Source organism: Kribbella sp. CA-294648 (assembly GCF_050943845.1).
Lineage (GTDB): Bacteria > Actinomycetota > Actinomycetes > Propionibacteriales > Kribbellaceae > Kribbella.
This window is the reverse complement of the sequence record NZ_CP191981.1, coordinates 6,451,474-6,472,427: the sequence shown is the minus strand read 5'-3', so window position 1 is coordinate 6,472,427 and position 20,954 is coordinate 6,451,474. Positions and strand designations below refer to the sequence as shown.

21 protein-coding genes are annotated in these 20,954 nt (G+C 68.3%); 15 read left to right on the top strand and 6 right to left on the bottom strand.

The genetic code is table 11. From position 1 onward, the window contains the following. From ACQPYM_RS30540 to ACQPYM_RS30520, 5 genes are all read left to right on the top strand, one after another. A complete protein-coding gene (locus tag ACQPYM_RS30540) occupies positions 1 to 813 on the top strand; it encodes a hypothetical protein (RefSeq protein ID WP_433007434.1) in 813 nt (270 codons plus the stop codon). A gap of 83 nt (positions 814 to 896) precedes the next feature. Next, positions 897 to 2,414: a murein biosynthesis integral membrane protein MurJ gene (gene murJ / locus ACQPYM_RS30535; protein ID WP_433007433.1), complete on the top strand. Its 1,518-nt coding sequence runs from the start codon at positions 897 to 899 to the stop codon at positions 2,412 to 2,414. Then, positions 2,411 to 3,436 (top strand): glycosyltransferase family 4 protein, encoded by a 1,026-nt coding sequence (locus ACQPYM_RS30530; protein WP_433007431.1) that lies wholly within the window; start codon positions 2,411 to 2,413, stop codon positions 3,434 to 3,436. Before murJ ends, ACQPYM_RS30530 begins: the two co-directional genes overlap by 4 nt. A 21-nt stretch (positions 3,437 to 3,457) precedes the next feature. Then, complete coding sequence (locus ACQPYM_RS30525; RefSeq protein WP_433007429.1) at positions 3,458 to 5,299, top strand: CTP synthase; 1,842 nt, start codon at positions 3,458 to 3,460, stop codon at positions 5,297 to 5,299. After that, positions 5,296 to 5,946 carry an NUDIX domain-containing protein gene (locus ACQPYM_RS30520; RefSeq protein WP_433007427.1) on the top strand — a complete coding sequence of 217 codons (651 nt, stop codon included), beginning with the start codon at positions 5,296 to 5,298 and terminating at the stop codon, positions 5,944 to 5,946. The genes ACQPYM_RS30525 and ACQPYM_RS30520 overlap by 4 nt, the downstream gene beginning before the upstream one ends. A 243-nt stretch (positions 5,947 to 6,189) precedes the next feature. Here the strand turns inward: ACQPYM_RS30520 and ACQPYM_RS30515 are convergent, their stop codons facing one another. The 3 genes from ACQPYM_RS30515 to ACQPYM_RS30505 form a co-directional block, all read right to left on the bottom strand. Further along, positions 6,190 to 6,738 carry a GNAT family N-acetyltransferase gene (locus tag ACQPYM_RS30515; RefSeq protein WP_433007425.1) on the bottom strand — a complete coding sequence of 183 codons (549 nt, stop codon included), beginning with the start codon at positions 6,736 to 6,738 and terminating at the stop codon, positions 6,190 to 6,192. A 71-nt stretch (positions 6,739 to 6,809) separates the two neighbouring features. Further along, on the bottom strand, positions 6,810 to 7,502 hold the full coding sequence (locus ACQPYM_RS30510; protein WP_433007423.1) for a hypothetical protein: 693 nt from the start codon (positions 7,500 to 7,502) through the stop codon (positions 6,810 to 6,812). Between the two features lie 222 nt (positions 7,503 to 7,724). Beyond that, positions 7,725 to 8,666 carry a helix-turn-helix domain-containing protein gene (locus ACQPYM_RS30505; protein ID WP_433007421.1) on the bottom strand — a complete coding sequence of 314 codons (942 nt, stop codon included), beginning with the start codon at positions 8,664 to 8,666 and terminating at the stop codon, positions 7,725 to 7,727. A gap of 71 nt (positions 8,667 to 8,737) precedes the next feature. Here ACQPYM_RS30505 and ACQPYM_RS30500 point away from each other — a divergent pair, with 71 nt between their 5' ends. Next, the gene (locus ACQPYM_RS30500; protein WP_433007419.1) at positions 8,738 to 9,760 is read left to right on the top strand and encodes a saccharopine dehydrogenase family protein; all 1,023 of its coding nucleotides are present in this window, start codon (positions 8,738 to 8,740) and stop codon (positions 9,758 to 9,760) included. A gap of 51 nt (positions 9,761 to 9,811) precedes the next feature. Here ACQPYM_RS30500 and ACQPYM_RS30495 read toward each other — a convergent pair whose 3' ends face one another. Continuing rightward, positions 9,812 to 10,549, bottom strand: coding sequence for a peptidylprolyl isomerase (locus ACQPYM_RS30495; protein WP_433007417.1), 738 nt, complete (start codon positions 10,547 to 10,549; stop codon positions 9,812 to 9,814). A gap of 208 nt (positions 10,550 to 10,757) precedes the next feature. Continuing rightward, positions 10,758 to 11,369 carry a hypothetical protein gene (locus ACQPYM_RS30490; protein WP_433007415.1) on the bottom strand — a complete coding sequence of 204 codons (612 nt, stop codon included), beginning with the start codon at positions 11,367 to 11,369 and terminating at the stop codon, positions 10,758 to 10,760. Positions 11,370 to 11,424: 55 nt separating this feature from the next. Here ACQPYM_RS30490 and ACQPYM_RS30485 point away from each other — a divergent pair, with 55 nt between their 5' ends. After that, complete coding sequence (locus ACQPYM_RS30485) at positions 11,425 to 11,862, top strand: cupin domain-containing protein (protein ID WP_433007413.1); 438 nt, start codon at positions 11,425 to 11,427, stop codon at positions 11,860 to 11,862. Here ACQPYM_RS30485 and ACQPYM_RS30480 read toward each other — a convergent pair. Beyond that, positions 11,859 to 12,689: an LLM class F420-dependent oxidoreductase gene (locus ACQPYM_RS30480; protein WP_433007411.1), complete on the bottom strand. Its 831-nt coding sequence runs from the start codon at positions 12,687 to 12,689 to the stop codon at positions 11,859 to 11,861. The genes ACQPYM_RS30485 and ACQPYM_RS30480 overlap by 4 nt on opposite strands. Positions 12,690 to 13,206: 517 nt before the next feature. On the opposite strand from ACQPYM_RS30480, the gene ald reads away from it, so the two are divergent. The 8 genes from ald to ACQPYM_RS30440 all read left to right on the top strand — a co-directional run bounded on the left by ald (position 13,207) and on the right by ACQPYM_RS30440 (position 20,948). Next, complete coding sequence (gene ald / locus ACQPYM_RS30475) at positions 13,207 to 14,322, top strand: alanine dehydrogenase (RefSeq protein WP_433007409.1); 1,116 nt, start codon at positions 13,207 to 13,209, stop codon at positions 14,320 to 14,322. Then, positions 14,319 to 15,257: a site-specific tyrosine recombinase XerD gene (xerD, locus tag ACQPYM_RS30470; RefSeq protein WP_433023421.1), complete on the top strand. Its 939-nt coding sequence runs from the start codon at positions 14,319 to 14,321 to the stop codon at positions 15,255 to 15,257. The genes ald and xerD overlap by 4 nt, the downstream gene beginning before the upstream one ends. Before the next feature lies 1 nt (position 15,258). Further along, on the top strand, positions 15,259 to 15,981 hold the full coding sequence (locus ACQPYM_RS30465; RefSeq protein ID WP_433007407.1) for an alpha/beta fold hydrolase: 723 nt from the start codon (positions 15,259 to 15,261) through the stop codon (positions 15,979 to 15,981). A 194-nt stretch (positions 15,982 to 16,175) separates the two neighbouring features. Beyond that, positions 16,176 to 17,291, top strand: coding sequence for an AAA family ATPase (locus tag ACQPYM_RS30460; RefSeq protein WP_433007405.1), 1,116 nt, complete (start codon positions 16,176 to 16,178; stop codon positions 17,289 to 17,291). Beyond that, the gene (locus tag ACQPYM_RS30455) at positions 17,276 to 17,668 is read left to right on the top strand and encodes a hypothetical protein (RefSeq protein ID WP_433007403.1); all 393 of its coding nucleotides are present in this window, start codon (positions 17,276 to 17,278) and stop codon (positions 17,666 to 17,668) included. The genes ACQPYM_RS30460 and ACQPYM_RS30455 overlap by 16 nt, the downstream gene beginning before the upstream one ends. Before the next feature lie 7 nt (positions 17,669 to 17,675). Further along, on the top strand, positions 17,676 to 18,812 hold the full coding sequence (locus ACQPYM_RS30450; RefSeq protein ID WP_433007401.1) for a segregation and condensation protein A: 1,137 nt from the start codon (positions 17,676 to 17,678) through the stop codon (positions 18,810 to 18,812). Beyond that, positions 18,809 to 20,218, top strand: a complete 1,410-nt coding sequence (gene scpB / locus ACQPYM_RS30445; RefSeq protein ID WP_433007399.1) for an SMC-Scp complex subunit ScpB — start codon at positions 18,809 to 18,811, stop codon at positions 20,216 to 20,218. The genes ACQPYM_RS30450 and scpB overlap by 4 nt, the downstream gene beginning before the upstream one ends. Beyond that, entirely contained in the window at positions 20,196 to 20,948 is a 753-nt protein-coding gene (locus ACQPYM_RS30440) for a pseudouridine synthase (RefSeq protein ID WP_433007397.1), read from the top strand. The genes scpB and ACQPYM_RS30440 overlap by 23 nt, the downstream gene beginning before the upstream one ends. Positions 20,949 to 20,954: the final 6 nt, after the last annotated feature.

The following is a 20,954-nucleotide window of genomic DNA, read 5'->3' as shown; positions in this document are numbered from 1 at the left end:
ATGGGTTTGCTGGGTGCGGTGATCGGCGCTGCCGCGACGGCTGGTCTGGGGCGCGCGGCTTCGAAGCTGCCGAAGGAGCAGCGCGAGCCGTTCGAGCGGACCAATCATCGGGGCGAGACGGTCACGTTGCTGGAAGGTCCGGTTGCGGTGCTCGGTGCGTTGGCTGGGGTTGCGGCTGGTCGCGCGGACGGACGGGTCAAGGCTGCTGCTCTTTTGGCGGGCTCGGTGTCGGGCGCTGTCGGCGCCTATGACGATCTGGCCGGAGCGACCGAAACCAAGGGATTCCGCGGTCATCTGACTGCGTTGCGTCGTGGTGAGGTGACGAGCGGGTCGGTGAAGATCCTCGGCGTCGGTGCTGCCGGTCTGGCGGCGGCTGCTTTGTTGCCTCGTCGCTCCAAGGGTTTTGGTGCCGTTGTCGAGATTGTTGCCGATGGCGCCTTGATCGCCGGTACTGCGAACCTCGCCAATTTGCTGGATCTTCGGCCTGGTCGGGCGTTGAAAGGCATCACCGCGGTGAGCGCTCCGGTTGCGTTGGTTGCCGGTGGCCCGGCGGCCGCTGTGGTCGGCGCTGCTGCCGCTGCTGCGCCGTCGGATCTGGGTGAGCGGTCGATGCTTGGTGACTGCGGAGCCAACGGACTCGGCGCGATCACCGGTACTGCGCTGGCGTCCTCGCTGCCGCGCCCGTTGAAGGTGCTGGCCCTGGGTGCCGTGCTGGCGCTCAACCTGGCCAGCGAGAAGGTCAGCTTCACCAAGGTGATCGCCAACACCCCGGTCCTGGACAAGATCGACCAGTGGGGCCGACGACCCCGGTGAGCACAGGCGGGCGGATTGCTCGGGCCGCCTTGTTGGTTGCCGGCGTTACCGTGCTGGCGCGGGTGGTTGGGTTTGGGCGGTGGTTGGTCTTTTCGAAGACTGTTGGTGCCGGGTGTCTGGCTGATGCGTATGCGACGGCCAACCAACTGCCGAACGTTGTCTTCGAGATTGTTGTCGGCGGGGCGTTGGCCGGTGCGGTCATTCCGGTGCTGGCCGGGCCGGTGGCTCGTGGTGATCGTGCCGCACAAGGCCGGATCATCGGCGCGCTGCTCACCTGGTCGCTGGTGCTGCTGACGCCGTTCGCCTTGCTGGCTTGGCTTTTCGCCTCGCAGTACACATCGGCGATGCTGGATGCCGGACCAGAGTGTGCTGGCTCCGGCAGCACAGCGACTCGCATGCTGCTGATCTTCGTGCCGCAGGTCTTCGGCTACGCGATCACCGTGGTGGCGACGGCAGTGCTGCAGTCGCACAAGCGCTTTGCCGCCGGTGCTGTTGCCCCGCTGATCTCCAGCCTGGTTGTCGTCGCGACCTACTTCCTCTTCGCCGCTGCAGCTCCTACTGCCGACCAGGCGTCGCAGGGAGCGGCCGATCTGCTCGCCTGGGGCACTACTGCCGGGGTCTTCGCCCTAGCTCTCACCGTCCTCGTCCCCATGCTCCTGCTGCGCCTGCCGATCAAGCCGACCCTCCGTCTCGACCCCGGTGTAGGCCCAGTACTACGGAAGCTCGCTGCCGCAGGCCTCGTAGTACTGGTAGCGCAGCAGCTCGCCTTCGTCGTCACCACCTACTTGGCCAACCACCGTGGCGCAGCAGGCAGCATTGCCGTCTACATGTGGGCCAACGCGATCTACTTGCTCCCGTACGCAGTACTGGCCGTGCCGATCACCACTGCGGTGTTCCCTCGACTGGCCGCGGCCTTCGAGGCTCGTGACCTGGCAGGGTTCGACCTGTTCGCTGCAACCTCGACCCGCGCGGTGATGCTGGCCGGCGGTGCCGGTGCCGCGCTGCTGGTGGGTACTGCGATTCCGGTGGCCCGCATCTTCGCCTACAACGACGGCGCGGTGCAGGAGACGCAGGCCTCGTCGCTGGCGGCAGGACTCGTTGCCTTCGCCCCGGCGATCATCGCGTTCGGACTGTTGATGCATGTCGGGCGAGTGCTCTACGCCCGTCATGCCGGACGGCAGGTCGCTCTGGTGACGGGCGGAGCTTGGCTGGTCGTTGCAGTGGCCGGAGTACTGCTGACTCTCCGCTGGGACGGTGTGGACGCAGTAGGCGCTCTGGCGGCAGCCATGTCGGTTGGCATGGTGCTGGGCACAGTTGCGCTGCTTGTGGTCTTGCGACGAGTGGCGGGTCCTGGTGTGCTCAGTGGGCTGCGCCGCGCAACGCTGGCCGCACTTGCGGGCGCAGTACTGGCTGGAGCTGCTGGGTGGCTGGTTGCTCTGCCGGCTGAGGGCGGTGGCTGGCCGACTGCGCTGCTGTTCTCGGTACTGTCCGGCCTGGCCGTCGTGATCGTGTACGCCGGGGTCGCGGTCGCGCTGGACCGTCCGGACGCCCGTGCGCTGCTGCGCCGGGGTGTCCCAACTGCTGTGGAGGAGACGTCATGAAGATCGGCCTGCTGCTGGCGGAGTCCCGGGGAGGGATCGGGCAGCACGTCGCTTCACTGGTGCCCCGCTACCTGGCAGCCGGCCATGAGGTCGTCGTCTGCGCTCCACCCGGTACTGCGGAACACTTCGACTTCGGCGACGCCACTGTCGTCGTACAAGCGGCTGCACTGCGTGGCTGCGACGTGATCCACGCGCACGGCTACCGAGCCGGTACTGCGGCCCTGCGCGACCGGTCGCGTCTACGGCCGCTCGTGGTCACGTGGCACAACGCAGTACTGACCACTGGGCCGCGGGGAGTCGTCATGCGGCTTGGCCAGCGGCTGGTGGCTCGCGGGGCAGACCTGACTCTAGGAGCGTCTAGCGACCTGGTGGAGCTCGCCCGCTCGCTGGGCGCACGGAAGGCTCAGCTAGCGCCAGTAGCGGCTCCGGCGCTCCCAGAGGTCCGTACGCCGGCTGCTGCGGTCCGGGCCGAGCTAGGGCTGGGGGACAAGCCTCTGGTGCTCTCAGTGGGCCGCCTGGCTCCGCAGAAGGACTACCCGACGCTGCTGTCGGTGGCGGCAGCCGTCTCTGCGCAGGACCCGGATGTGGTCTTCGCCGTCGTCGGAGACGGGCCGCTGCGGGACAACCTGCAGGCCCGGATCGACGCTGAGTCACTCCCGGTGCGGTTGCTGGGTCACCGGAGTGACGTGGCCGACCTGCTGGGTGCAGCTGACGTGTTCCTGCTGACCTCGCACTGGGAGGCGCGCGCTCTGGTGCTGCAGGAGGCGCTCCAGTCCGGCGTACCGGTCGTGGCGACGGCGGTGGGCGGCGTACCGGAGTTGGTGGGCGATAGCGCAGTACTGGCTGCTCCTGGCGACGCGCCCGGGCTTGCGGCCGGAGTACAGGAAATTCTTTCTGATCCGGACAAAGCGGCCGCTATGCGGACGGAAGGCCTGAAGTTGGCCTCAGGATGGCCGGACGAGGACGAGGTGGCGAAGAATCTGCTCGACATCTACGCGGGTCTCGTCGCGACCACTGCTTGACAAGAGGTAGGCTAAAAGCCCGTGGACAGAGCTTCGTTCGGGCAGCAGACCAAGCACGTATTCGTCACCGGTGGCGTGGCCTCCAGTCTCGGCAAGGGGCTGACGGCGTCAAGCCTCGGCAGTCTGCTGACGGCGCGGGGCATCCGGGTCACCATGCAGAAGCTGGATCCGTACCTCAACGTGGATCCCGGCACCATGAACCCGTTCCAGCACGGCGAGGTGTTCGTCACCAACGACGGCGCCGAGACCGACCTGGACATCGGGCACTACGAGCGGTTCCTCGACCGGGACCTCTCCCAGGTCGCCAACGTCACCACCGGCCAGGTCTACTCGTCGGTGATCGCGAAGGAACGCCGCGGTGAGTACCTGGGCGACACCGTCCAGGTGATCCCGCACATCACCAACGAGATCAAGGAACGGATGCTGGCGATGGCCGGCGCCGACGTGGACGTGGTGCTGCACGAGATCGGCGGCACCGTCGGCGACATCGAGTCGCTGCCGTTCCTCGAGGCCGCCCGCCAGGTCCGGCACGACGTCGGCCGCGACAACGTGTTCTTCCTGCACATCTCGCTGGTGCCCTACATGGGTCCGAGCGGTGAGCTGAAGACCAAGCCGACCCAGCACTCGGTCGCGGCCCTGCGCTCGATCGGTATCCAGCCCGACGCGATCGTGTGCCGCGCCGACCGGCCGATCCCGGACGGGGTGAAGCGCAAGATCTCGCTGATGTGCGACGTCGACGTCGAGGCCGTGGTGGCCGCGCCGGACGCGCCTTCGATCTATGACATTCCGAAGGTGCTGCACGGCGAAGGGCTGGACGCGTTCGTCGTACGGCGGCTGAACCTGCCGTTCCGCGACGTCGACTGGACCCGCTGGGACGAGCTTCTCCGGGTCGTGCACCAGCCGGCGGACGAGGTCACGGTGGCCCTGGTCGGCAAGTACATCGACCTGCCGGACGCGTACCTGTCGGTCGCCGAGGCGTTGCGCGCGGGCGGGTTCGACAACGACGCGAAGGTCAACCTGCGCTGGATCGCCTCCGACGAGTGCGCCACGCCCGAGGCGGCCGCGCGGCTGCTCGGTGACGTCGACGCGGTCTGCATCCCCGGCGGTTTCGGGGTCCGCGGCATCGAAGGCAAGATCGGCGCTATCCGGTACGCCCGCGAGACCGGCATCCCGATCCTCGGACTGTGCCTCGGCCTGCAGTGCATGGTGATCGAGGTCGCCCGCGACCTGGCCGGGCTGGTGGAGGCGAACTCCAGCGAGTTCGACGTGGACGCGGAACAGCCGGTGGTCGCGACGATGGAGGAGCAGAAGCACATCGTCGACGGCACCGGCGACCTCGGCGGCACGATGCGGCTCGGCCTGTACCCGGCGAACCTGGCCGAAGGCTCGATCGTCCGCAGCCTGTACGGCACGCCGTCGATCCAGGAGCGGCACCGGCACCGCTACGAGGTCAACAACGCCTACCGCGACAAGCTGGAAGCGGCCGGCCTGGTGTTCAGCGGCACGTCGCCGGACAACGAGCTGGTCGAGTTCATCGAGCTGGACCGCGAACTGCACCCGTACTTCGTCGCCACCCAGGCACACCCGGAGCTCCGCTCGCGGCCGACCAAGCCGCACCCGCTGTTCTCCGGACTGATCTCGGCCGCCCTGGTCCGCCAGCGCGAGTCCCGGCTGCCCGTCGAGGACGTCCCGGTTGCCACCGGTGCTGCTGGTGCTAGTGCTGGTGGTGCTGCCCCTGCTGCTGGCGCCAAGCCGGCTGCCGCCAAGCCTGCGGCCAAGGGGAAGGCTGCCGAGTCCAAGGCCACCGGGTCCGGGGCCGCCGAGTCTGGGGCCACCGCGGCCGAGACGGCGAAGGCGCGATGAGCGACCACCCGGTACTCCGCTTCGGCGCCGGGCTGGCCGACTCCCCGGAGTCGTGGGAGGTCTCGTCGTCGGAGGTCGTGCACTCGACCGGCCGGGTGATCTCGGTCCGCCGCGACCAGGTGGTGCCGCCCAACGGTGGCGACACCTTCGTACGGGACGTGGTGGTGCATCCGGGTGCTGTCGGGGTCGTGGCGCTCGACTCGGACAACCGGATGCTGCTGGTGCGCCAGTACCGCCACCCGATCGGCCACCGGTTGTTGGAGCCGCCTGCTGGTCTGCTGGATGTGGCGGGGGAGGAGTACCGGCTCGGGGCTGAGCGAGAGCTCTGGGAGGAGGCGGCGACCAAGGCAGCCGACTGGCGAGTGCTGGTGGACGCCTTCACGTCGCCGGGGCTGACCAACGAGGCCGTGCGGATCTTCCTGGCACGGGACTTGTCGGAGGCGTCTGAGACCTATGACCGTCTCCACGAGGAAGCCGACATGGAGACCGTCTGGGCGCCTCTGGTCGACGTCGTGGGCGCAGTACTGGCCGGCGACCTCCACAACCCGATCCTGGTGATGGGAGCCCTAGCAGCCTGGGCAGCCCTCAACGGCCCCGGCTTCGAAAACCTCCGCCCAGCCGACTCCCCTTGGCCGGCCAAAGACTGACCCCACGCAGCCTCCGACGCCCGCTCCTGCATCGCGGGCACGCTCCCACCCACCCCGGTGTTTGGCGCTCCTTCGTCGCGCGATGGCGAAGGCGATACGTTCCAGCCACGCCAGGGGAGCTGAAGCCCATTGGTGTCCAGGGCCGGCGTTCGGAAGGGCGACGAGATCGCCTGGTTGACAGGTCTGTGCGAGTCACAGCGTGACCGGGGTAAGCGGGCTGTGGCCGGATGGGGTAGGGCGCCGTCACGCTTGCCACTGTGCGCGGGTGATCCTGTAGAGCACGTGTCGACGCAGTGGGTGCCCGATGGGCAGCCGCGGGTCGTCGAAGTCGTCGGTCTCGTTGTGCGTCATGCCGATCCGCTCCATGACTCGCTGGGACGGCTTGTTCGTCGTCGTGGTGAACGACATCACCTCGTCCAGTCCGGCGGACCCGAACGCGTAGGCCAGCGAGGCCTGCGCCGCCTCGGTCGCGTAGCCGTGGCCCCAGGCCTGTTTCGCCAGCCGCCATCCGATCTCGACGCCGGGGCGGAACGGTGCCTCGGGGCTCGGCACCGACAGTCCGGTGAAGCCAATGAACCGGCCGGTCTGCACTATTTCGACTGCCCAGAATCCGAAGCCCCGACGGTCGATCGCGGATCTGAGCCGGTCGACGATCTCGTCGCTGGCTGCCCGAGTCAGCAACGCCGGAAAGTGCTCCATGACAGCTGGGTCGGCGTTCATTGCCGCGAACGGTTCGTAGTCAGCGTCCTGCCACTGCCTGATCAGTAGGCGTTCGGTGGTCAGCTCGGTCATCCGGTCTCCGATCGAGTTGAGAACCGCTTCGCGGTGCGGTGCCTCGACACCCCTCGAGGCGGGCCGCGGAGCTAGAGCTTGCTGCGGGTGGTTGGCGTTGGGGCGAAGGCTGGGGTGGGGCTGAGCACCTTGGCGAGCTCGGCGGTCTGCTCCACTGGCGGGAGGTCGCCGCTCTTGCCCGAGCCGATGATGACGCCGCCGTCGTCGAGCTTGACCATCTGCCGGTCCAAGCCACCTGGCAAGGCTTGCGCCCTGCCCTCGGAGAGGTAGTTCAGGTACCCGATGTCCGGCCCCGGCTTCCCGGCAGGTTGCAGGCCGCCCAGAGCGTCCCTGAGAGACCTTGAGGTCACATTGCCCCAGTCGGGATCCCAAGCCGTGACGACCTGGCGCAGGATCGGGTCCGCGAGATCCTCGGCCCCGGCCCACCGCAGCACGAACGAGTTGTGCGCGCCTGGGGATTCGGAGTATCGCCCCACGCCCATGCTGATCCGGAACTTGTGGACCCGCTGCCCACTCCCGTCGTACGCCTGATTGATCCCGAGCTGCGGAGCATCGGTGTTCGCCCGGAACGCGTCGGAAATCACCTGCCGGGCATGTCCCGGCTCGGCGAGCGGCTGCCCCGAAGACTCGGGAGACGACCACCGAACACTCTCCCCGACCACTTCGTCCAGCCCGGCGAGAAACGCGAGCAACCTGTCGGCGACCTGATCCGGCGTCTCCCGCCGCGGCCCCCAGAATCCCCGTGCGATGAGCGGCTCGTCCACGGGATCAACCTATCGCGCGGGACGACATCGCCTTCGTCCACTCACAACTGGAGGCGGATGTTCAGTTCGACCTCCCACTTGGTTTTGCGGGGGTTCGGTTCGGGGGTCTGTGCGGAAGGCTTCGTAGCGGCAGGTGAAGTGGTGAAGTGGTCGCCTTCGGGGACGTTGTGGCGGTCGAAGGTGAGGTTTTGGGTGGCGGACCAGTCGATCTGAGGTCTCCGGTCAGGTGGTTTGGAAGGTACGGCGGTACGTGTCGGGTGGGACGCCTACGACTCGCTTGAACTGGCGGCGGAGTGTGGTGGCTGTGCCCATGCCGGTGGCGATGGCTACTGACTCGATGCTCTGAGGTGTGGACTCCAGCAGTTCCTGGGCGCGGCGTACGCGCTGGGTGAGGAGCCATTGGAGTGGCGTCTGACCGGTGACGGCGCGGAACTGGCGGCCGAGGTTGCGGGTGCTCATGTTGGCCTGCTTGGCCAGGTCGGTGACGGTCAGCGGCTCGTCGAGGCGCTCCTGGGTCCAGGCGAGCAGGCCGGCCAGCAGGTGGTCGCCGGAGGGCTGCATGGGAGTGGCCACGAACTGGGCCTGGCCGCCAGGCCGGTGGGGAGGCATGACGAGGCGGCGGGCGACGGTGTTAGCGATGATGGCGCCGTGGTCCAGGTGGATCAGGTGGATGCAGAGGTCGACCGCTGCCGCCTTGCCGGCTGCAGTGAGCACACTGCCGTTGTCCGTGTAGAGCACGTCCGGGTCGATGAGCGCCTTGGGAAAGCGGCTGCTGAGGTCTTCCGTGTGAGCCCAGTGAGTGGTGGCGCGGCGGCCGTCCAGCAGCCCGGCGGCGCCGAGTGCGAACGCTCCCGTGCAGAGGGACGCGATGCGAGCACCCGCCTCGTGAGCCGCGCGGAGGGCTTCGACGAGTTCGGCCGGTGGCGGTACGCCGACGTCGGCGCAGGCCGGGACGAGCACGGTGTCAGCGGTGAGCAGGCGTTCCAGCCCGTACTCCGGCTCGAGCGTGAAAGGCCCGATCTCCAGCGGTTCGGGGCCGCACAGCAGTACGTCGTACCAGTCGGCGCGGGGGAGTTCGTCCGGGGGCGTGCGGAAGATCTCGTAGGCCACGGCCAGCTCGAAATGCAGGAGATGGCCGGCCGTGGCCAGTGCGATCGTGTGCATGTCCGAAAGTGTACGCATGATGGCGTTCCGGACACTCACTGACGGTGGCCGATGTCGGCGAGAGTTGAGGCATGCAAACAGCGAAGACAGTCGTGGTCTACGGAGCGACCGGGCACACCGGGCGCTTCATCGTCGCCGAGCTCATCGAGCGGGGTTACGCGCCGATCCTCTCCGGTCGGGATGCGGCGCGGCTCGAAGGACTGGCCAAGGAATGGGACGGCCTGTCCGTGCGAGCTGCCACGGCGGACGACCCGGAGTCGTTGGACCGGGCGCTTGCCGGTGCCGATGCGGTCATCAACAGTGCGGGGCCGTTCGCTGTCACCGCGGGGCCGTTGGTGGAGGCCGCTTTGCGTGCGGGCATCCCGTACCTCGACGTCGCGGCGGAGATCGAGGCGAATGCCGGGACGTTCGCCGACTATGCGGAGGCGGCTCGGGAGGCGGGCGTTCCCGTAGTACCGGCGATGGCTTTCTTCGGTGGGCTGGGCGACTTGCTCGTCACGGCGGCTATGGGCGACTGGACCAGTGCTGACGAGGCGCACATCGCTTACGGGCTGACCAGTTGGCACCCGACACAGGGCACGCGTACTGCGGGGGCCGTGTCCCACCAGCGCCGTGCTGGCCAGCGGGTGCGCTTCCGGGATGGCGAGCTGCAGTACCACGAAGACAAGCCCGTGCAGCAGGACTGGGAGTTCCCGGAGCCACTGGGGAAGCGTGCTGTGGTCGCGGAGTTCACCATGGCCGACGTGGTCACCGTGCCAAGCCACCTGGCGATTCCTGAGGTTCGCAACTACATGGCGGTCGAAGCTGCCCGGGACCTGGCCGGGGAAGACACCCCGGCGCCGGTAGCCGTCGATGACCAGGGCCGCTCAGACCAGACCTTCGTGGTTGACGTAGTAGTCCGCGCAGGCGACGCCGAACGCCGCATCACCGCCCGCGGCCAGGACATCTACGCCATCACCGCTCCGCTGGTCGTAGAAGCCACCCACCGCATCCTGACCAACCAGACCCACGTCACCGGCGTCACCTCAGCCGGCAAGATCTTCGACGCCAAGGACTTCCTCAAGTCCTTGTCCCCGGTCTTGCTGACCGCCTGAAACGGCAGTGGCCGCAGGGATTGCCCCCGCGGCCACCAGTTTTGGAGCTACTCAGTGGCCCAGGGCGCGGGCTACCAGGATGTCGGTCTTGCGGACGGGAGCGCCGTCTACCGGGGCCGGGTCTTCGGCGGTGGGCTTGACGCCGGCCGCGGCGATCTTGTCGAGGGCCTTGAGGCCGAGGCGGTCGACTGTGCCGAACACGGTGTAGTTCGGGCGCAGGCGGGAGTCGGCGAAGACCAGGAAGAACTGGCTGCCGTTGGTGTTCGGGCCGGCGTTCGCCATCGCCAGGGTGCCGCGGGCGTAGACCTTGCGCTCGCCGGTCGGGTCGCCCGGCCAGGTCGGCAGGTCGGTGGGGAGCTCGTCCTTGTACGAGTAGCCCGGGCCGCGCTCACCGGTACCGGACGGGTCGCCGCACTGGAGCACCTTGAGGGTGTCGTAGAGGGTCAGCCGGTGGCAGGTGGTGAAGTCGTAGAAGCGGCTCTTGGCCAGGTGCAGGAAGCTCTGCACCGTGCAGGGCGCCTTCGCCCGGTCCAGGGTCAGGAACATCGGGCCCTGGTTGGTGGCCAGCACCACCTTCACGACGCCCTTGCTCGGTGTGGGCTGCGGGTCCGGCGGCAACGACACCGGCCGCGGTGACGGGTCCTCGGGCGTCGCGGTGTAGCCGCACGGGCCGCTGGTGGTCGGCGGAGTGGCCTGGTCAGCGGCCGGCTGCGCCAGCGCCGTACCGGTGGTGGACAGCAGTCCTGCGACGGTCAGCGCCGCACAGGCGATGACACTGGTGGCTCTCATCGATGGTTCTCCTCTAAGGCGTTCGGGATCAGCCGGTGGCCAGCACCGAAGCCCCACAGGTCGCGCAGCACTTCGGCAGCGTCACGCTAACCGCTACTCCGCGCGTCGGGAAGCACAACAGCGCGTTGCAGGAAGGAGCGGCCTGCTGCGAGGTGCGGAGATACGGCCGGTGCCACCGCCATGAAGTAGCCCGCTGGGTCAGCCGTTTCTAGACCGCTCTCCCGAGTGGGGTGCCTGAGGTTTCGGCTAGGGCAGCGGCGACTGTGCGGGCGTTGGCGAGGAACTCCTCGTCCGGGACCCGCGGCAGGAGGTCGTTCCAGGTGGCGAGCATCGGGCCGCGTAGTTGCATCATGCCGAGTGGTCTGGCCAGGAACCAGACGTGGAAGTGCTCACTTCCGTCGCCCCAGCGGCTGAAGTGTGTCCTGCCGACTGCTGGGATCCGGCGGATCGCGCCCGCGGTCCGCTGGATCATGGGGCCGAGTGTGGCGGTGAGGTCTGGTGGCAGCTCATCCAGGCGGAGGTGCTCTCGCGGGACCAGCAGTGCGACCAGCGGCAAGCCGGTGGCCTCGAAACCTGCCTTCAGCAGCCACTGATCGTCGCCCCAGATCGCATCTTGCTCCGGGTCGGCACAGGTCGGGCACGGTGCGCCGCCGGGCTCGCCTGCGCGCGGCGGCTCAGGTAGCACCGGCTCTGCCAGCGGGACCACCTGCAGGTCGCCGTCGAAGGGGAAGAACGGCCCGCCCAGTAGTGGGTCGGGCGGCAGGCGGCCGCCGTACGGGAGCCGGCGGTGGTAGTCGCTGGGCAGTTCCACATCGCTCATGCCCGAACTCTGCCCACCCGGTGCCGGAGATGTCACGGCGATTACCGTTTGTGGCATGGCGACAGACGGGCAGCCGGAGCTGGCAGAGGTGTTGGGGTTGGAGCGGCACCCGGAGGGTGGGTGGTTCCGGGAGACCTGGCGGTCGGACGTGTCCTTCCAGCCGGACGGGTACGACGGGCAGCGCGCCAGTGCGACCGCCATCTACTTCCTGCTGGCCCCGGGGGAGGAGTCGCGGTGGCACCGGGTGCGGTCAGCGGAGATCTGGCTGTGGCACTCGGGTGGGCCGCTGACACTCGAACTCGGCGGCACCGGCGACGACCCGGCCGAGCCCGACGCGATCACGCTCGGACCGGACGTTAAAGCCGGCCAGCACCCGCAGGCCGTAGTACCGGCGGGTGCTTGGCAGGCTGCGCGTCCAGCGGGAGATCAGCCGGTACTGGTCTCCTGCATCGTCTCGCCCGGCTTCGACTTCGCGGACTTCACCCTGCGCTAGAGCAGCACTGTTGCAAGCGCCTCGTAGCCCGGCAGCAGGTCAGGACCTTCCTTACCGAGTTGCTGTACGACGACCTGGTCGGCGCCGGCGTCCAGGTGCGCCTGCAGGCCCTCGGCGATCTCCACTGCCGTCCCATGCAGCACCAGTGCGTCGACCAGTTCGTCACTGCCGCCGTTGGCGATGTCCTCGTCGGTGTAGCCGAGTCGCTTCAGGTTGCTCGTGTAGTTGCTCAGTTTGAGGTACGACGCGAGGTAGTCGCGGGCGACCGCCCGGGCGATCTCGTCATCGGTCTCGAGCAGCACCTTCTGCTCCGGTACCAGCAGCGCGCGGGCACCCAGCGTCTCGCGGGCCCGCCGGGTGTGCTCGGGAGTGGTCAGGTAGGGGAGGGCGCCGGCCGTCCGCTCGGCCGACAGCTTCAGCACCCGTGGCCCGAGCGCGGCCAGCATCCGCCGATCCGCCGGGACCTTCCCGTCGTCGAGCGCGTCCAGGTAGTCGACGATCGACTCGTACGGCGACTTGTACTCCCGGTCGCGTTCCGGATGCCCGATGCCGACGCCCAGCACGAACCGCCCAGGGTGCTCCTCCTCCAGCCGGTGGTAGGACTCGGCCACTGGGGCCGCGTCGTCCTTCCACAGGTTCACGATGCTCGTCCCGACCACCACCGAGCTGGTCGAGGCCAGCAGCACCTCGGCATCGCGCAGGTCGGCCGCGGGCGAGGCGCCGATCCAGAGAGCCCCGTACCCCGCCTGCTCCACCCCCGCGGCGAGCTCGGGACCCCATTTGTCCGCCTGGTGCCAGACTCCGAACCGTCCCAGATCGACCGCCACGTCCTGCTCCTCTCGTCGACACCCTCGAAAACGACACACAGTTCTACAACGGCAACAGCGGGCGGAGCTGTCACCATTCCAGCCTGGATCGCCTCACCTGGCAACGATGACAGGTGCAAGCATCCCTGACCCGCGGCCCGCACTCAACGATGGTTGCGCAAGCAACGAGTAGGCCGCCGCCGCGGATCTCCTGTCCAGCAGGCGATTTCGTTGGCCGTTCAACCTCCGCGGGGGTTTCCGGGCGGGTACCGGAAAGTAGCTGAACGGGTTAAGAAAACCCTTGTGTGAAAGAGCGCGGTAAAGATTTAACCTGACCGACGCAGGTCGCCCCCGCGCGTCGGTCAGAACAAGACCAACCGGTCAGGTGGTATGAACCCGGCGGGCTTACACTCGGCAGCGACCTGGCGTTCCCAACCCCTCGAAACGCCCGGGCCGCGGACCACAACGACGTGAGCCGCCGGCGACTCGGATGGCAGTTGCTCCGAGGCGTCACCTGGATACGGAAGAAGGGCAAGTTGTGAAGGTCGGAGTTCCGAAGGAAGTCAAGAACCACGAGTACCGGGTGGCGATCACCCCGGCCGGTGTGCACGAGTTCGTGCGGTACGGCCACGAGGTTCTGATCCAGCAGGGGGCCGGTACCGGCTCGCTGCTCCCCGATGAAGAGTTCGTCGCGGCGGGCGCCCGGATCGTCCCCACCGCCGACGAGGTCTGGGCCGAGGCCGAACTGGTACTGAAGGTCAAGGAGCCGGTGGCCGAGGAGTACCACCGGATGCGCAGGGGGCAGGTGCTGTTCACCTACCTGCACCTGGCGGCGAGCCGCGAAACCACGGCCGCGCTGCTGGAGTCCGGCATCACCTCGATCGCGTACGAGACGGTCCAGCTTCCGGACGGTTCGCTGCCGCTGCTCGCCCCGATGAGCGAGGTGGCCGGCCGGCTGGCGCCGCAGGCGGGCTCCTACCACTTGATGGCCAACGGTGGCGGCCGCGGCATCCTGATGGGCGGCGTCTCCGGCGTGCACTCGGCCAAGGTGGTCATCATCGGCGCCGGCGTGGCCGGGATGAACGCGGCCGCGATCGCGCTCGGCATGCAGGCCGAGGTGCTGCTGTTCGACCGCAACATCGCCCGGCTGCGGGACGCCGACCGGACCTACCAGGGCCACCTGCGCACGATCGCGTCGAACGCCTTCGAGATCGAGCGGTCGGTGCTCGACGCCGACCTGGTCATCGGTGCCGTCCTCGTCACCGGAGCCAAGGCGCCGAAGCTGATCAGCAACGACCTGGTCGCCCAGATGAAGCCGGGCAGCGTGCTCGTCGATATCGCGATCGACCAGGGCGGTTGCTTCGAGGACTCGCGTCCGACCACCCACGCCGACCCGGTCTACCGGGTGCACAACTCGCTGTTCTACTGCGTCGCCAACATGCCGGGCGCCGTACCGAACACCTCGACGTACGCGCTCACCAACGTGACGCTGCCGTACGCCGTCGAGCTGGCGAACCTGGGCTGGCGGGAGGCCCTGAAGCAGGACCACAGCCTCGCGCTCGGCCTGAACACCTACGACGGCCACATCACCTACGGCCCGGTCGCGGACGCGCACGACCTGGACCAGCTGAAGCTCGACGAGGTGCTCGTCTGAGCCGGGAGATCACCCGGGCGGTCAGCTCGTACCTCGACCACCTGACGGTCGAGCGCGGGCTGGCCCCCAACACCTTGGCGTCGTACCGCCGCGACCTGCGCCGGTACGACGCCTACCTGGCGAGCGTGGACATCGACAGCCTCGGCAGGATCTCCGAGGCCGTCATCGGCGACTTCCTGATGCGCCTGCGCGAGGGGGACATCGACCACCCGCCACTGACCGCGTCCAGTGCGGGCCGGACCGTTGTAGCGGTCCGTGGGTTCCACAAGTTCCTCCTGCGGGAGGGGCTGACTACTGTCGACCCGGCGACGGCAGTGAAGCCGCCTACCCCGCCGAAGCGGTTACCCAAGGCCCTGTCGGTTGACGAGGTGACCCGGGTCCTCGCTGCTGCGGCCGGGGCCGAGGCGGAGCCCGCAGTACTGGCTACTCGGGATGCTGCGCTGCTGGAGTTCCTGTACGGGACGGGTGCGCGCATCTCGGAGGCTGTCGGGCTGGACGTGGACGACATCGACCTGGAGACCGGTGCGGTGCTCCTGCGCGGCAAGGGAAGCAAAGAGCGCGTCGTACCGGTCGGCTCCTACGCCCGCGACGCGCTGTCGGCGTACCTGGTGCGTGGCCGGCCGGATCTCGTGCAGAGAGGCCGTGGGACGCACGCCCTCTTCCTCAACGCCCGCGGCGGCCGCCTGTCCCGCCAAAGCGCCTGGACCGTACTACGCCGCGCAGCGACCCGAGCAGGCATCAACAAGGAGATCTCCCCGCACACCCTGCGCCACTCCTTCGCCACCCACCTCCTGGACGGCGGAGCCGACGTCCGCGTAGTCCAGGAACTCCTGGGCCACGCCTCCGTCACCACCACTCAGATCTACACCCTGGTCACCGTCGACAAACTCCGCGAGGTCTACGCCACCTCCCACCCCCGAGCCTTGTCCTCCTGAGATGTACTTCGAGGACCGCGGGCAGGGTGACGTTGTGCTGCTACTGCCCGGGTGGGGCGGCAGCATCACGGATCTCGACCGTCTCCGCCAAGAACTTGGTGAAGGGTTCCGAGTAGTTGCCGCTGACCTGCCTGGGTGTGGGCGGTCGGAGCCGCGGAGCTACACGGCTGACTTCTACACCGAGGACGCGGCAGCGTTTCTGGGGCTACTTGATCGGCTGGGCGTTGGCGCTGCTCATCTGGTCGGTTTCAGTGACGGCGGTGAGGTCGCGCTGCTGATGGCTGCTCTAGCACCGAGCCGTGCGCTGTCGGTAGTCGCTTGGGGAGCCGCCGGGCAGGTTGTGGAGCCGGCAGAGGGTTTCGTCCCGCTGATGAACTTGCTGGATGAGCCAAGCCAGGGGTTGCTGCCATTGGCGGCGTACCTGGCTGAGGCGTATGGGCCTGAGCGGGCACGGGCGATGGCTGCCGGGTGGGGTGGAGCTCTGCGGGACATCGTTGCGGCTGGTGGGGACATCAGCTTGTCGCGGGCTGCTGGGATCACCTGTCCGGTACTACTGGTTGTCGGGTCGGATGATCCGTACTGCCCGGCCGCTGTGGTTCAGGAGTTGGCGGAGGCGATTCCGCGGAGCCGGTTCGTGGAGCTGGAGAACGTGGGGCATGACGTCCACCTGGTCGCACCCGAGTTGCTCACCGGGGTGGTACTCGACTGGCTCGGTGGACACTGACCGCGAAGGGGACCCGGCGGAGCGTAGTACGGAGCGGTGTGCGATCATTCCGTCACGGTCGGTCACTCTGGCGGGGTGATCGACTCTGCCTGGAAGGTCGGCCGACCCCGCTGCGGAGTGGCTGGTTGAGAGTGCTTGAATGCACGCTTACAGTCGCTGGGATCGCCCGTATCGGTTGAAAGGTTTGACGAGTCATGAACGAGTCGACATTCCCGGGCACCCAGCACCTGTCGTCGTCGACGGAACCGATGTCGTCGACTCCTGACCCGGCGCCCGCCACGCCCGCTTCACCCGTCGAGACACCAGTCGAGGCACCGGCCGTGACAGCGGCCGAGACACCAGCACCGACGACCCCGGTTCCGCCCCGGACCGTCACCCCACCCGGTAACTATGCGGAGATGCCCAGGCCGACGGCCAAGCTCACCGCGGAGGACTTGCACCCTGTGAATGAGCCGAACGGCGCGATCGGCAAGATCGGCCCGACAGGACGGCCGTTGCCCGTCCTGCCGGACGTGTTGCCGCCGACCCGGCGCGGACCCGCGCAGGTGATCGCCATGTGCAACCAGAAAGGTGGCGTCGGCAAGACCACGACGACCATCAACCTCGGTGCCGCGATCGCCGAGACCGGGCGCAAGGTGCTGCTGATCGACTTCGACCCGCAGGGCTCGGCCTCGATCGGTCTCGGCGTGCAGCCGCACGACCTGGAGATCTCGGTCTACAACCTGCTGATGCAGCGCGACATCACCCCCGACGAGGTGATCCGGCCGACCAAGGTGGAGAACCTCGACCTGCTGCCGGCCAACATCGACCTGTCCGCGGCCGAGGTCCAGCTGGTCCAGGAGGTCGCCCGCGAGTACACCCTGTCGCGCGTGCTCGAGCCGATCATCCCGCTGTACGACGTGATCCTGATCGACTGCGCGCCGTCGCTGGGCCTGCTCACCGTGAACGCGCTGACCGCGTCGAACGGCATCGTCGTACCGCTGGAGTGCGAGTTCTTCGCGCTCCGCGGACTGGCGATGCTGACCGACACGATCGGCAAGGTGCAGGACCGGCTGAACCCGAAGCTGGAGATCGTCGGCATCCTCGGCACCATGTTCGACGGGCGCACCACGCACGCCCGGGAGGTGCTCGACCGGGTCGTCCAGGCCTTCGACGAGCGGGTCTTCCACACCGTCATCCGGCGTACCGTCAAGTTCCCCGAGACCACGGTCGTCGGCGAACCGATCACGACGTACGCGCCGTCCTCATCTGCGGCTACCCAGTACCGCGACCTTGCCAAGGAGGTGCTCGCGCGTTGTCCCGCCGGGTGAGCCTGCCAGGTGCCAGCGAGCTGTTCGGGGGTGCGGCACCGAAGCAGACCAGACCCGAGAAGCGCACCACCACCACTGACGGATCGTCGTTGTCCGACGACCGCCCCGGTTCCAACGGACGGGCCCGTACGGCCGTCGTCGAGGACCGCAAGTCCAGTGGACGGATCCGGCACGACACGAAGATCACCGTGTACGTGACGGAGGAAGAGCTGCTCGGACTCGAACAGACTCGGCTCGCGTTGCGGGCCGAGCACGGCCTGACGGCCGACCGCGGCCGGATCGTCCGGGAGGCGATCGACGTGCTGCTGGCCGACTTCGTCGACCACGGACCGGACTCCGTGCTGGTGCAGCGCCTCCGGGCCGCGGCTCCGGAGTGACCGGGCGATGAGTGATGCCCAGGCTCCCGGAGCCTCCGCGGCCGACGCGGAGACTTCGGAGCCGCCGATCGACCTGCCCGGGGTACCGGACGCGGAGTCGCCGGTGGTGACCGAGCCCAAGGGCTTCAGCGTTCACCTGGTCAACTTCGAGGGACCGTTCGACCTGCTGCTGCAGTTGATCAGCAAGCACAAGCTGGACATCACCGAGATCGCGCTGTCGGTGATCACCGACGAGTTCATCGCGCACATCAAGGCGCTCGGGTCGGAGTGGGATCTGGACCAGACGTCGGAGTTCCTGCTGATCGCGGCGACCTTGCTGGATCTGAAGGCGGCCCGGTTGCTGCCGCAGGGTGACGTCGAGGACGCGGAGGACCTGGCGCTGCTGGAGGCGCGGGACCTGTTGTTCGCGCGCTTGCTGCAGTACCGCGCGTTCAAGCAGATCGCGGCGCTGATGCAGGTGCGGATGGCCGAAGAGGCCAAGCGTTTCCCGCGGGCGGTCGGGATGGAGCCGCGGTTCGCGGACCTGCTGCCCGAGGTGTTGCTCGGGGTTGATCCCGAGGGGCTTGCCAAGCTGGCTGCGCGGGCGTTGGCGCCGAAGAAGGACGTGGTGCCGGAGGGTGTGTCGCTGGCGCACCTGCACGCGCCGGCTGTCACCGTGCGCGAGCAGGCTGCCGTGATCATCGATCGGTTGCGGCGGCAGCGCAGTACGACGTTCCGGATGCTGGTGTCGGACTCGCCGGACACGGTGACGACGGTGTGCCGGTTCCTGGCGTTGCTGGAGTTGTTCCGGGAGGCGGCGGTCACGTTCGACCAGGAGACGCCGCTGGGGGAGCTGACGATCCGCTGGACCGGCAGTGATGAGGGCGAGATCGCGGTCGGCGACGAGTTCGACGAGGTACCGGCGCCGGCGGACGAGGACGGCGAGGCCCCGGTCGTCACCGACGAGCCCGACTTCCTGGAGCCCGGCGAGGAACTGACCGAGCCGGATCCGGAACCCGAGCCCGAGTCCGATCCAGAGCCTCAGCCTGAGCCCGGTCCCGAGTCCGATCCAGAGCCTCAGCCTGAGTCCCAGCCTGACGGAGAGCCGCAGCCCGGAGCCGAGCCCGGAACCGGGCCGGAGGAGCACGAGACGGTGGAGCAGTGACCGACAACCAAACCCCAACCGACCCGGCCGTCGACGGACTCACCGCCTCGGATGGGCTCACTGCCTCGGAGGAGGGTTCGCCCACTGCTCGACCAGCAGCTGAACCCCACGGAGAAGGGTCAGCCCCACAGCCGCCGCCCACCCTCGACGCCGACGTACCGGCCGAGGACGAGTTGCCCACCGAGCCATCGCCTACCGGGTTGGGGAGCATCTTGCCCGCGACCGGGGAGGAAGATGTCCGGATCCGGGAGCAGGATCCTCCCCAAACCACGGACGCGCCCGTCGAGGACGAGCTCACCGGAGCGGCCGGCGGTGGGTCGGGTTCCGGCGGTGGGGTGGCTGGCGACGGGTCGGGTGACGCGGGAGCGGGCGGCGTACCGGTTGAGGGGGATGTTGCGGCGTTGCTCGAGGTGGATGACGTGGTGGTGGGAGATGACGCCATCGACGACGACACCATGCGGCGGGCTCTGGAAGCGATCTTGATGGTGACGGACGAGCCGCTGCCGGCGATCACGCTGGCTCGGACGGTGGGTCGTTCGGTTGCTGATGTTGCGGCGGCGTTGGCGGGGCTGTCGGAGGAGTACACCGAGCAGCGGCGCGGGTTCGACCTGCGGGAGGTCGGGGGCGGCTGGCGGTACTACACGCGTGAGGACGCCGCGCAGTACGTCGAACGCTTCGTCCTGGATGGTCAACAGGCTCGGCTGACGCAGGCGGCGCTGGAGACGTTGGCTGTTGTTGCGTACAAGCAGCCGGTGAGCCGGGCGCGCGTCTCCGCAATCCGCGGCGTGAACGTCGACGGTGTGATGCGGACGCTGATCACTCGTGGGCTGGTCGAAGAGGCCGGCGCCGACACGGAGTCGCAGGCGACGCTGTACCGCACCAGTTCGTACTTCCTCGAACGCATGGGCATGCAGTCGTTGGACGACCTGCCGGAGCTCGCGCCGTACCTCCCCGACATGGACGACATGGAGGAGGAACTGGCAGCCCAGGCAGTACCTCCGGCCGCAGAAGACTCCGAAGGCCCACTCGAAAACGACCTCGCCCCACCGCCCGCACCCGCTGAGGTCGAAGCGGACGACGACGAGGCTGCCGAGGGTGAGGTCGCTGCGGACGACGAGGTTGCGGGGGACGATGCGGCGGTGGACGACAGCGGTGATGCCGGGGAGTCGGCAACCGCGGGCGAAGGTGTGGGCGAGCTGGACGCCGCCGACGGCGTGGAAGGTGATGCTGCCGGCGAGACCTCGGAAGTTGACGCCACTGGTGATGAGGTTGCCGAGGGTGACCTGGTTGCCGGTGGCGACGCTGCCGGCGAGGTAGAGGACGCTGGTGTGGTGTCCGGAGACGATGATGGGCTTGGCGGCAGCAGCCGTGATGATGAGTGGGATGAGAGTGGGACTCGTGGTTGAGGAGGAGGGTGGGATTCGGCTGCAGAAGGCGTTGGCTCAGGCGGGGGTGGCCAGCCGGCGGGCAGCTGAGGAGTTGATCGGGCAGGGGCGCGTCGAGGTGGACGGGCAGGTGGTGACCGAGTTCGGGACGCGCGTCGATCCGGCCGTCTCGGTCATCCGGGTGGACGGTGAGCGGATTCCGCCGATCACCGCACACGTCTACATCGTGCTGAACAAGCCGCGCGGCGTGGTGACCACGATGTCCGACCCGCAGGGCCGGCCGTGTATCGCCGACTACGTGCACGACCGTCCCGAGCGGTTGTTCCACATCGGCCGGCTCGACACCGACACCGAGGGACTGCTGCTGCTCACCAACCACGGGGAGTTCGCCCACCGCCTCGCGCACCCGTCGTACGAGGTCTCCAAGACCTACGTCGCCGAGGTCGAGGGCAACGTGAAGCCGGCGGTACTGCGCCGCCTGCTCGACGGCGTGAACCTCGAGGACGGCCCGGCCCAGGCCGACACCGTGCGGGAGATCTCCAGCATCAAGGGCCGGACCCTCGTGCAGATCACTCTGCACGAGGGCCGCAACCGGATCGTCCGCCGGATGTTCGACGCCATCGGTCACCCGGTCAAACGTCTCACCCGTACTGCGATCGGCCCCGTCCGCCGCGGCAACCTGCACACCGGCGAACTCCGCGAACTCGACAGCAAGGAACTGGGCCAGCTCCTCGACCTCGTCGATCTCTGACGAGGG

What these genes read in the sequence shown, in the direction of transcription:
- ACQPYM_RS30540 (WP_433007434.1), top strand. Translation starts at nt 1, where the DNA reads ATGGGTTTGCTGGGTGCGGTGATCGGCGCTGCCGCGACGGCTGGTCTG.
- ACQPYM_RS30530 (WP_433007431.1), top strand. Translation starts at nt 2,411, where the DNA reads ATGAAGATCGGCCTGCTGCTGGCGGAGTCCCGGGGAGGGATCGGGCAG.
- ACQPYM_RS30520 (WP_433007427.1), top strand. Translation starts at nt 5,296, where the DNA reads ATGAGCGACCACCCGGTACTCCGCTTCGGCGCCGGGCTGGCCGACTCC.
- ACQPYM_RS30515 (WP_433007425.1), bottom strand. Translation starts at nt 6,738, where the DNA reads ATGACCGAGCTGACCACCGAACGCCTACTGATCAGGCAGTGGCAGGAC.
- ACQPYM_RS30505 (WP_433007421.1), bottom strand. Translation starts at nt 8,666, where the DNA reads ATGCACACGATCGCACTGGCCACGGCCGGCCATCTCCTGCATTTCGAG.
- ACQPYM_RS30500 (WP_433007419.1), top strand. Translation starts at nt 8,738, where the DNA reads ATGCAAACAGCGAAGACAGTCGTGGTCTACGGAGCGACCGGGCACACC.
- ACQPYM_RS30495 (WP_433007417.1), bottom strand. Translation starts at nt 10,549, where the DNA reads ATGAGAGCCACCAGTGTCATCGCCTGTGCGGCGCTGACCGTCGCAGGA.
- ACQPYM_RS30490 (WP_433007415.1), bottom strand. Translation starts at nt 11,369, where the DNA reads ATGAGCGATGTGGAACTGCCCAGCGACTACCACCGCCGGCTCCCGTAC.
- ACQPYM_RS30485 (WP_433007413.1), top strand. Translation starts at nt 11,425, where the DNA reads ATGGCGACAGACGGGCAGCCGGAGCTGGCAGAGGTGTTGGGGTTGGAG.
- ACQPYM_RS30465 (WP_433007407.1), top strand. Translation starts at nt 15,259, where the DNA reads ATGTACTTCGAGGACCGCGGGCAGGGTGACGTTGTGCTGCTACTGCCC.
- ACQPYM_RS30460 (WP_433007405.1), top strand. Translation starts at nt 16,176, where the DNA reads ATGAACGAGTCGACATTCCCGGGCACCCAGCACCTGTCGTCGTCGACG.
- ACQPYM_RS30450 (WP_433007401.1), top strand. Translation starts at nt 17,676, where the DNA reads ATGAGTGATGCCCAGGCTCCCGGAGCCTCCGCGGCCGACGCGGAGACT.
- ACQPYM_RS30440 (WP_433007397.1), top strand. Translation starts at nt 20,196, where the DNA reads ATGAGAGTGGGACTCGTGGTTGAGGAGGAGGGTGGGATTCGGCTGCAG.